Source organism: Sphingomonas pruni NBRC 15498 (assembly GCF_001598455.1).
Classification (GTDB): domain Bacteria; phylum Pseudomonadota; class Alphaproteobacteria; order Sphingomonadales; family Sphingomonadaceae; genus Sphingomonas; species Sphingomonas pruni.
The window spans coordinates 43436-51887 of sequence record NZ_BCYZ01000028.1 but is presented as its reverse complement, the minus strand read 5'-3'; the positions used below and the strand labels follow the sequence as shown (position 1 = coordinate 51887).

The following is an 8452-nucleotide window of genomic DNA, read 5'->3' as shown; positions in this document are numbered from 1 at the left end:
TCGTCCCGGCATCCACGGCGTCACGCTCCCATCGGCCTTTGGTTACGCTGCACGGTGGATGCCGGGACGAGCCCGGCATGACGATATATCCGCTGGCCGACGAGCGGCGATAAGCCCCTCCCCTTCAGGGGAGGGGTTGGGGTGGGGGCTCTCCACAAGCAATGTTGCCTGCCGCACTCCCCCACCCCCAACCCCTCCCCTGAAGGGGAGGGGCTTGATGAAAAAGAAAAGGGCGGCCCCATTGCTGGGGTCGCCCTTTCGTTCTGCTGGCCGTCACGAGAGTAAATCCCGTGACGTCCGACGTGGCCAATGGCCACGCCGGCCGGCCTTGCGGGGGTGCGGGCCGGAACGGCCCGTCTCCCCAATCGCGGCTTACTTCAGCTCGACGGTCGCGCCGGCTTCTTCAAGCTGCTTCTTGATCTTCTCGGCTTCGTCCTTGCTGACGCCTTCCTTGACGGCCTTCGGAGCCGACTCGACCAGCGTCTTCGCCTCGGTCAGGCCGAGACCGGTGATCGCGCGGACCTCCTTGATGACGTTGATCTTCTTGCCGCCGTCGCCGGTCAGGACGACGTCGAATTCGGTCTTCGCTTCTTCGGCCGGAGCAGCGGCACCGCCACCACCCGGAGCCGCAACCGCAACCGCGGCGGCGGCGGAAACGCCCCACTTCTCTTCGAGCATCTTCGAGAGCTCAGCGGCCTCGAGCACGGTCAGTTCGCTCAGCTGGTCAACCAGCGCGTTCAGGTCTGCCATTTACATTCTCCAAAATTTACGTCGCCCCGGCGGAGGCCGGGGCCGTTCTCAACAAGTGTACGTTTGCGGCCGGCGACCCCGACCTGCGCCGGGGTGACGACCAAAATCGTCAAGCGGCTTCCTTGGCCCCATAGGCGCCAAACACGCGAGCCAGCTGGCCGGCCGGCGCCTGGGTGATGCTGGCGAGCTTCTGCGCCGGAGCCTGAATCAGGCCGACGATCTTCGCACGCAGTTCATCCAGCGACGGCAGTGTGGCCAGAGCCTTCACGCCTTCGACGTTGAGAGCCGTCGCGCCCATCGCGCCACCAACGATCTCGAGCTTGTCGGTCGTCTTGGCGAAGTCGACCACCACCTTGGCGGCGGCGACCGGGTCGATGGAAGTGGCTAGACCGACCGGACCCGTGAGCATATCGCCCAGCGAGAGATAGTCGGTGCCATCCAGCGCGATCTTGGCAAGCTTGTTCTTCGAGACCTTATAGCTGGCACCGGCCTCACGCATCTTCGTCCTGAGCTGCGTCGACTGGGCGACGGTCAGGCCGAGGTTGCGGGTGACGACCACCACGCCGACCTCGGAGAAGGTCTGCTTGAGCTCGGCGACGGCTGCGGCCTTTTGACCACGATCCATGCCATTCTCCACGTTTTGGACCGCACGCCTGACGGCGAACGGCCCGGTTCAAAGCGACCCTGCGGGCGGACCCGCATGGCCAATTCTCCGTCGATGGGGCATGGCGCCGGCCGCTGTCTTCATGGAGAGCGGCAGTCCCATACGCGCGGCAAACCGCACGGCGGGCAAATTCCATTCCCCGTCTAGGCAGGACATTAAGCGGGGCGAATACCCTGCACCTGCTGTCTCGGACGGTAACGCAGGGGAGGGCCAAAGCCCGCCTGCGAAGGCGCGCCTATACGGGGATTTTGGGGGAAGTCAATTTTTGGGGGGAGAGCTCGCCGGTCGCCGGGCCGTTAGGCGGCTGCTTTGCGCCCCAAAATGGCCGATGGAGTTGACCCAAAGCGAACCTCGCCGAGCGCCAGTACCTTCAAACTGCGCGCCAGCTACACCCAAGACGTCTGTCCGGTAACCGGTATGCCGTTTGCAACACACGTCCCCGGCTCGAAATCGCCGCGAAAAACTTCGTTACTTACCCGGAACGGGCCCGTATGTTCGGGCGAACAACAAGGTCGATCAAATGGGGCAAGTCGAAGGCAGCAGCAAGGGCCGGTTCGACGCCTTGTTCACGGGCTGGCACGGTATCGCAATCGCGATTTTTGCGATGGCCGGGGTTTTGCTGAGCGTGCAAAGCAACACCGAACGGCTGCGCGAATTCGGTGTCTTTGGCGCAAGCGCCTATGGCACGCTCGGTTTCGCATCGGAAAAGATCGTAGGGCAAGCTGGCTGGGAGCGAGTGGCCAGCGTGGCCCCGGGCGGCGCGGCCGCAAAGGCGGGATTGACGCCGGGGACGCGGATCCGGTTTGCTCATCCCCACGAGGCGACTGCGGACCTTGCCGCCGGTAGAAACGTAGGCTTGATCGTGCTGGGCTTGGGGGATCAAAGCGTCCTTGCCGCGCACCCCGTTACCCTCGCTGCTCAACCAACATCTTTTAGCGAACTCCCGCTGCAGGATCGGGTCGACGAAATCATCTACTCGATCGGCCAATGGTTGGCGTTGGCGCTGGGTGTGCTCGTCCTCGTGCGGGGATGGGGCAGCCTGACGGCGCTGGCGCTCAGCCTCGGCCTGCTTGGCTATAGCCATGAGAACGTCGTTCCGATCTGGGTGACCGAGCCAGCGACGACGATCCTGTTGCAGGTCGCCAACCATGTCATAGCGCTCAGCGGCCTCGGCCTGCTGTTGCTGCCCGCCGCGCTTTACGCCGAACGCGTCCGCTCGCCCTCCCGTCGCTGGACGATCGCACTGGGCGTCATCGCCGCCCTGTGGACGGGCATGATCCTGTTGCGCTTGTGGTGCGACGTGTCGGATGCCAGCTATCCGGTGGTTGGCGATGGCGCGGCGCTGTTCTGGCTGCTGCTCTTCGCGCTGAATTTTCAGGGCATCTATTGGTCCTGGCGAGGGCGCCGCGACGCGAGCGCCGCCGACCGTGCCCGGTTCGGCACCATCCTCGTCGTCACCATCGCGCAGATTTTCAATGGATTGTTCTTCGTCACCGCCGGTTTGCTGGACATACCAGGCAGTGCGACCGAAGGAATCCTGTTCAGGATTGGCTTGCTCCTCATCATCAATCTGCTGATCCCGCTTTCGCTTGCTTATGCCGTACTGCGCCACCGCGTGATCGACCTGGGTTTCGCGATCAACCGCACGATCGTTTATGGCTCGGTCAGCGCGATCCTGCTGGCCAGCTTCGGCCTGATCGAATGGGGCATCGAGCATCTCTTGCCCGAAGAATGGGTGAAGGTCAGCGCGTGGATAGATGCCGCCGCGGCGGTACTGGTCTATCTGGCATTTCACCGCGTACACGATGCCGTCGAACACCGCGTCGAAGACGTGTTTTTTCGGAAGTGGCGCCGGAACGAAGAGGCCTTGCGCCGGTTTGTCGCCACGGCCACGCATTTTGATGACGAAGCGATCCTCGCCGCCGCATTTACGAACGAACTATCCCGCTTCGCAGGGGACATTCCCGTCGCGCTCTATTGGCGCGATACCGGCTCGCGCGACAATTCCTTTCGGCGGGTCGCAGGATCGTGGGACAGTAGCCCGCTTACTTTACCTGGCGACGATGCCGTCTATGCTCTGATGCGCGCCGAAGGCCAGCCCCTGGATCTTGGCGAAACTCGCGGTAACTTGCCCGGCGTGCTGGCGCTTCCAATGCTGGATCATGGCGCGCTATCGGGCCTGGTGCTGATGGATCTAAAAGGCGGCGGCGCTCTGTATCGGCCTGACGAGATCACCGTTCTAGGCGGCGCGGCGCACGACGTGGGGTTGGCGCTGACTGCGCTTCGCGCAGGTCGAGTCGAAGCCGAGAACCGCAAGCTAAAGATCGAAAACCAGGTTCTCAAGGCGCAGGTGGCCGCATTCAATGCTATCAGGCCAAAGCGTCTGAAGCATGCCGAAGGTTAATGCATGTTGTGCGCTATTGAACAAACGCCAGAAGATCTCGACCGCGGGTTACGGTGATGGTTTGTTAAATGCACCAAACTCCCCCGCGCTCATCACGCGCGGAGACGCGCGCGGCACCACGCCTTGTACCCACGCTCCCGAAGCCCCAAATCCCTACCATGTCCCCAACCCCCTCCCTTCAACCTATCGAAGTGCATCCGGGCAGCAGCACCGAGCGCCTCCCCGCCCTGGGCGGGCGCGCGGCCTTTTAGGCGCCTGACCTAGGGCCCCCCTCGCGCCGGCGACTGAGCCGGCTCCCTGAACAGAAGCGGCGTTTGCGACGGCCCACGGGCCGCGAACGCGCGCGCATCGAGGAGGTGCATCATGGACCGTTTCGTGGTCGAAGCAGAAAGACGTGTGGTCGGGATCGCGGTTCGCGTGCCCGGCGGTTTCAGGTTCGTCGCGTCCGATCCGGATTTTTACGCAGTGGACCGCAAGGTCTTTCCCCGCGCTCGCTTGCTGGTGAGCCGCATCGCCGAGTTCGGCCGTGCGCTACGCAAGCGGCGGGCGGAGCGCCGCTTCCGCTAGATCGCGCACTCATAAGCCGGCGGCGGTAGCTGCAAGGGACCATCTCGCCATTGGGGGATACTCCCGGGCATGCCGCCGCCGCCCGCTTCAGCCAAAGTCTGGATGCGCTTTTACGTATCGGCGAGTTAGAGAGGCCCCTCGGACGCTCGGAGAGGCGTTCAGGCAGGAGCCCGACGATGATCAAGATGAGCGTCTATTATCCGGCCGATGACGGCTCGAAGTTCGATCACGATTATTACCGCACGCGTCACATGCCGCTGATCCAGGAACGGCTCGGCGACGCCTGCCTGCGCTATGAGATCGAAAAGGGCCTTGCGGGTGGCGAACCCGGAAGCGCGCCGAAGTTCGTTGCGGCGTGTCACATCTACGCGCCGACCCTTGGGGCATTCCAGGCTGCGTTCGGTCCCCACCGCGCGGAGATCGTCGCGGACGTCGCCAACTATACGGACATCGCGCCCATCGTGCAGATCAGCGAAGTGGTTGAGGGGTAGGGGGCTTCGGCGCCTCAGGCTCGGCGGTCGACCTTTCCTTGGGCGCCCCGATCAGGCGGCGTTGCGATCCCGGTAGAATTGCACGCCCAGTTGCAGGCTTTCGGCGATGCGATCGGCCTTTTCCTGGAACGCGGCGGCCGCCTCGGGTGCGAGCAGCTCGGCGCTCGTCTGGCGCCACAAGGCGAGCCAGCGCGCGAAATTGTCCTGCGTCATATGCGGCTCGTGGCGAACATGGGCGACCATCGGCTGGCCCTTGTAGCGGCCGCTGGTCAGCAGCACGGAAGACCAGAACGCCTGGAGCTTGGCGAGGTGATGCGGCCAATCCTCGATCGCGCCGTTGAAGATCGGCCCGAGCACCGCATCGTCGCGTACGCGCGCATAGAAAGCGGGAACGAGCTTCGCGATATCGCCTTCGGTGATCTGCATGGCCTGGAAATAAGAAAGCCGCGCCGAATTGCGAATACGTTTCAGTACGTAAGGCCGGCGCGCGCGATGAGCGGCACCATCAGGCTTAGGCCATCGCGCCGCGCAGGACCGCGCGAACCCCCTGGCCGCTCGTGTCGTACTGGATCGATCCGCGCAGGCTCTGCGCCATCGCCTTGATCAGCCGGCTGCCGAGGCCCGATCCGCGCGTGCGCGGCGTCGGGTCCATGCCGACGCCGTCATCCTCGACCGCGAGCATATAGGTATCGCCGTCCTGCTTCAGCGAGATACGCACTTCGCCGGGGACGGTCGGGCCATAGGCATATTTGAACGCGTTCGAGACGAGCTCGTTGACGATGACGCCCAGCGACACGGCGCTGTCGGGTGGCAGGCGCATCGGGTCGACTTCCAGCCGCAGCGCGCGCCGCGGCTCGTCGCTCGACCAGGCCTCGCCAAGTTCATCGACCAGCGCCTTGAGATAATCCTCCATGTCGACGCCCTCGACATCGTCGGACGTGTAGAGTCGGCGATGGACCTGGGCGATTGCCTCGATCCGCCGTTCGGTATCGGCCAGCGCCTGCCGCGCCTCTTCATTGTCGAGCGCATTGGCTTGCAGGCGGATCATCGCGTTGACCAATTGCAGCGAATTGGCGACGCGGTGATTGACCTCTCCCAGCAAGGCCTCGAGCCGGGCGTTGCTGGCGCGCAAACGCTCCTCGGCGAGCCTTTTGTCGCGCTCCAGCGCGCTATGTTCGCGGACGTGGTCGAGCGCGGCGGCGAGCAGGTCGAAAAAGTCGGCGCCGACCGTCTTCACGACATAATCGGCGGCGCCCGCCTTCAGCGCGGCGACCGCGACGGGGCCTTCTTCCGATCCGGTGACGTAGACGACGGGCGGCGGGTTTTCGAGCGCGCGCAGCTGCACCAGCGTCGCCAGCCCATCCATCCCGGGCATGTAATGGTCGACGGCGACGAGGTCGAAATGTTCGTACCTGGCGAGCGCGATCCCCGCTTCGCCGCTATCGGCGCAGGTCACGTCGAAGCCGCGCCGGGTCAGCGCGCGCGTCGCGAGCGCGCGCAGGCCGGCATCGTCGTCGATATAGAGAAGGCGGCGCAAATTATGGGGCATCAGTCGACGATCGCGTCCGGCACCTGGATCACCGACAGGAACAGGCCGAGCTGACGGATGGCCTGGGCGAAGCTCTCATAATTGACGGGCTTGGTGATGTAGACGTTGCAGCCCAGGTCGTAGCACCGCTGGATCTCGATCTTGTCGTCGGTCGTCGTCAGCACGACGACCGGCGTGCGCTTGACCGGCGAATCCTCGGCCTTGATCTTCGTCAGGATGTCCGTGCCCGACATGTCGGGCAGGTTGAGGTCGAGCAGCACCAGCGCCGGCCCGTTCAGCGCGGGACCGTCGGCATGTTTGAACAGATAATCGAGCGCGCTCGTACCGTCGGTGAAATGCTTGATGTCGTTGAGGATACCGGCGCGGCGGATATTCTTTTCGATCAGCCGGGCATGGCCCTCATCATCCTCGATCATGATGATGGAGACACTGCGATGCTCGTTCATGCGGTCGTTCCTGCGTCAGGGAGAGAGAAGGGCAAAGAGAGGCGGAAAATGCTGCCCTCGCCGAAAGTGGATGTCACGTCGATTGTGCCGCCCAGGCGATAGGCGAGGGCGCGGACATGCGCGAGGCCGATGCCTTCGCCCGGCTGGTCCTGCGTCCCGGAGCGCCGGAAGAGATCGAAAATCCGCGAATGATCGGCGGCCGCGATCCCGCGGCCATTGTCGCTGACCTCGACCATCACGCGGTCGCGCGTGCGCTGTCCGCTGATGACGATGCGGCCGGGGCGATCGGGGGACAGATATTTGACCGCATTCTCGACCAGGTTGGACAGGATCTGCTCGATCGCGAGGCGGTCGCTGATCAGTTCGGGCAAGGGCGAGTCGACGATGATCTCGGCGCCGCGGTCGCTGGCGAGATGGCTGAGCGAATCGCGCACGCCCGCCGCGATCTCGTCAAGCGGCAGCTTTTCCGGCGTCATCACGCGCCGGCCCTCACGCGACAGCTTGAGGATCGCGTTGATCAGCCTGTCCATCTTTTGCGTCGAGGTGCGGATGAAGCCGATCGCTTCGGGCAAATCCTCTCGCGCGGCCAGACGCGCTTCGTCGGTCACGATTTCGGGGGAGGTCTGCTCGGCAGCGTCCACCAGATCGGCGAGCGACTGGCGCGCGGCATCGAGCTCGCTGGTGAAGCCCATGACGTTGACGAGCGGACTGCGCAGATCGTGGCTGACGATATAGGCGAAGCGCTGGATTTCCTCATTGGCGCGTGAGAGGTCGGCGGTCCGCTCGGCCACCGCGCCCTCCAGATCGGTGTTGAGCAATTGCAGCCGATCGCGCGCCGTCGTCAGGTCGCGCGTATAGCGCGTGATCGCTGCCAAACTCACCGCCGCGACCGCGACGATCAGCACGCCCGAGGCGACCAGGACGATCCAGAAGGTTTGCAGCCCGCTCTGTTGCGCAGCATCGCGGGCAGCAAGCAGCGAACGCTCGTCGGCGAGCATCGCCGCCAGCAGGCCGCGTACCGCGCGCATCCGGCGAAACCCGGTTTCCGCCGCGAACGACGCGACCGCCTCGTCGCGGCGGCCGGCGCGGGTGAGCGCGATGGTCTTGTCCTGTTCGGCGGCGATCGCGGCGAGCTGCTCCCTCAGGCCCGCGATCCGCGCGGTCTGGCGCGAATTGTCGGCGGTCAGTGCCGCGACCGCCTCGATCGCCGGCCCGATCCTGGCTGCGGTCGCCCGCGCATTGTCGGCATAGCTGGTATGGCCGGTAAGAACATAGCCCCGCCGTGTGGTCTCGGCCTGCTCGATCAGGGCCTGCAGCCGGCCGATCGAAACTTCGACCTGATAGCTATGGTTGACCCATTGGGTATGTTCGCTGGTGCGCGCGGTCAGCAATGCCGCCGCGATCCCGATCAGCGCCAGGCCGGCGAAACCGATGACCATGCAGACGACGAGGAATCGACGTGCATGCCCTTCGGGAGATTTGATACGCTGAGCCAACACACCGGACATCGGGTGTCGTCTAATTGTTGACGAAGCGAAACGCTACAAAAGCTGTCTTAACTTCGCTCAATATGGGCGACGG

Annotated in this window: 9 protein-coding genes; 3 read left to right on the top strand and 6 right to left on the bottom strand. The window is 64.4% G+C overall.

The annotated features are described in order from the left end of the window. Positions 1–372: 372 nt before the first annotated feature. Positions 373–750: a 50S ribosomal protein L7/L12 gene (rplL, locus tag SPR01S_RS10425; RefSeq protein WP_066589066.1), complete on the bottom strand. Its 378-nt coding sequence runs from the start codon at positions 748–750 to the stop codon at positions 373–375. A gap of 109 nt (positions 751–859) precedes the next feature. Next, entirely contained in the window at positions 860–1375 is a 516-nt protein-coding gene (rplJ, locus tag SPR01S_RS10420; protein WP_066589060.1) for a 50S ribosomal protein L10, read from the bottom strand. Positions 1376–1934: 559 nt separating this feature from the next. On the opposite strand from rplJ, the gene SPR01S_RS10415 reads away from it, so the two are divergent. The 3 genes from SPR01S_RS10415 to SPR01S_RS10405 all read left to right on the top strand — a co-directional run bounded on the left by SPR01S_RS10415 (position 1935) and on the right by SPR01S_RS10405 (position 4876). Continuing rightward, entirely contained in the window at positions 1935–3818 is a 1884-nt protein-coding gene (locus tag SPR01S_RS10415) for a hypothetical protein (RefSeq protein WP_066589056.1), read from the top strand. A gap of 363 nt (positions 3819–4181) precedes the next feature. Further along, a complete protein-coding gene (locus SPR01S_RS10410; RefSeq protein ID WP_066589053.1) occupies positions 4182–4385 on the top strand; it encodes a hypothetical protein in 204 nt (67 codons plus the stop codon). Between the two features lie 176 nt (positions 4386–4561). Next, complete coding sequence (locus SPR01S_RS10405) at positions 4562–4876, top strand: EthD family reductase (RefSeq protein ID WP_066589052.1); 315 nt, start codon at positions 4562–4564, stop codon at positions 4874–4876. Between the two features lie 51 nt (positions 4877–4927). Here SPR01S_RS10405 and SPR01S_RS10400 read toward each other — a convergent pair whose 3' ends face one another. The 4 genes from SPR01S_RS10400 to SPR01S_RS10385 all read right to left on the bottom strand — a co-directional run bounded on the left by SPR01S_RS10400 (position 4928) and on the right by SPR01S_RS10385 (position 8379). After that, positions 4928–5302 carry a group III truncated hemoglobin gene (locus SPR01S_RS10400; RefSeq protein WP_066589050.1) on the bottom strand — a complete coding sequence of 125 codons (375 nt, stop codon included), beginning with the start codon at positions 5300–5302 and terminating at the stop codon, positions 4928–4930. A gap of 85 nt (positions 5303–5387) precedes the next feature. After that, a complete protein-coding gene (locus tag SPR01S_RS10395; protein ID WP_066589047.1) occupies positions 5388–6425 on the bottom strand; it encodes a sensor histidine kinase in 1038 nt (345 codons plus the stop codon). Continuing rightward, on the bottom strand, positions 6425–6871 hold the full coding sequence (locus SPR01S_RS10390; protein ID WP_066589044.1) for a response regulator: 447 nt from the start codon (positions 6869–6871) through the stop codon (positions 6425–6427). The genes SPR01S_RS10395 and SPR01S_RS10390 overlap by 1 nt, the downstream gene beginning before the upstream one ends. Beyond that, the gene (locus SPR01S_RS10385) at positions 6868–8379 is read right to left on the bottom strand and encodes a sensor histidine kinase (protein ID WP_066589042.1); all 1512 of its coding nucleotides are present in this window, start codon (positions 8377–8379) and stop codon (positions 6868–6870) included. The genes SPR01S_RS10390 and SPR01S_RS10385 overlap by 4 nt, the downstream gene beginning before the upstream one ends. Between the last annotated feature and the right edge of the window lie 73 nt (positions 8380–8452).

Coding starts and splice junctions, on each gene's coding strand:
- rplL (WP_066589066.1), bottom strand. CDS start 750: ATGGCAGACCTGAACGCGCTGGTTGACCAGCTGAGCGAACTGACCGTG.
- rplJ (WP_066589060.1), bottom strand. CDS start 1,375: ATGGATCGTGGTCAAAAGGCCGCAGCCGTCGCCGAGCTCAAGCAGACC.
- SPR01S_RS10415 (WP_066589056.1), top strand. CDS start 1,935: ATGGGGCAAGTCGAAGGCAGCAGCAAGGGCCGGTTCGACGCCTTGTTC.
- SPR01S_RS10410 (WP_066589053.1), top strand. CDS start 4,182: ATGGACCGTTTCGTGGTCGAAGCAGAAAGACGTGTGGTCGGGATCGCG.
- SPR01S_RS10405 (WP_066589052.1), top strand. CDS start 4,562: ATGATCAAGATGAGCGTCTATTATCCGGCCGATGACGGCTCGAAGTTC.
- SPR01S_RS10400 (WP_066589050.1), bottom strand. CDS start 5,302: ATGCAGATCACCGAAGGCGATATCGCGAAGCTCGTTCCCGCTTTCTAT.
- SPR01S_RS10395 (WP_066589047.1), bottom strand. CDS start 6,425: ATGCCCCATAATTTGCGCCGCCTTCTCTATATCGACGACGATGCCGGC.
- SPR01S_RS10390 (WP_066589044.1), bottom strand. CDS start 6,871: ATGAACGAGCATCGCAGTGTCTCCATCATCATGATCGAGGATGATGAG.
- SPR01S_RS10385 (WP_066589042.1), bottom strand. CDS start 8,379: ATGTCCGGTGTGTTGGCTCAGCGTATCAAATCTCCCGAAGGGCATGCA.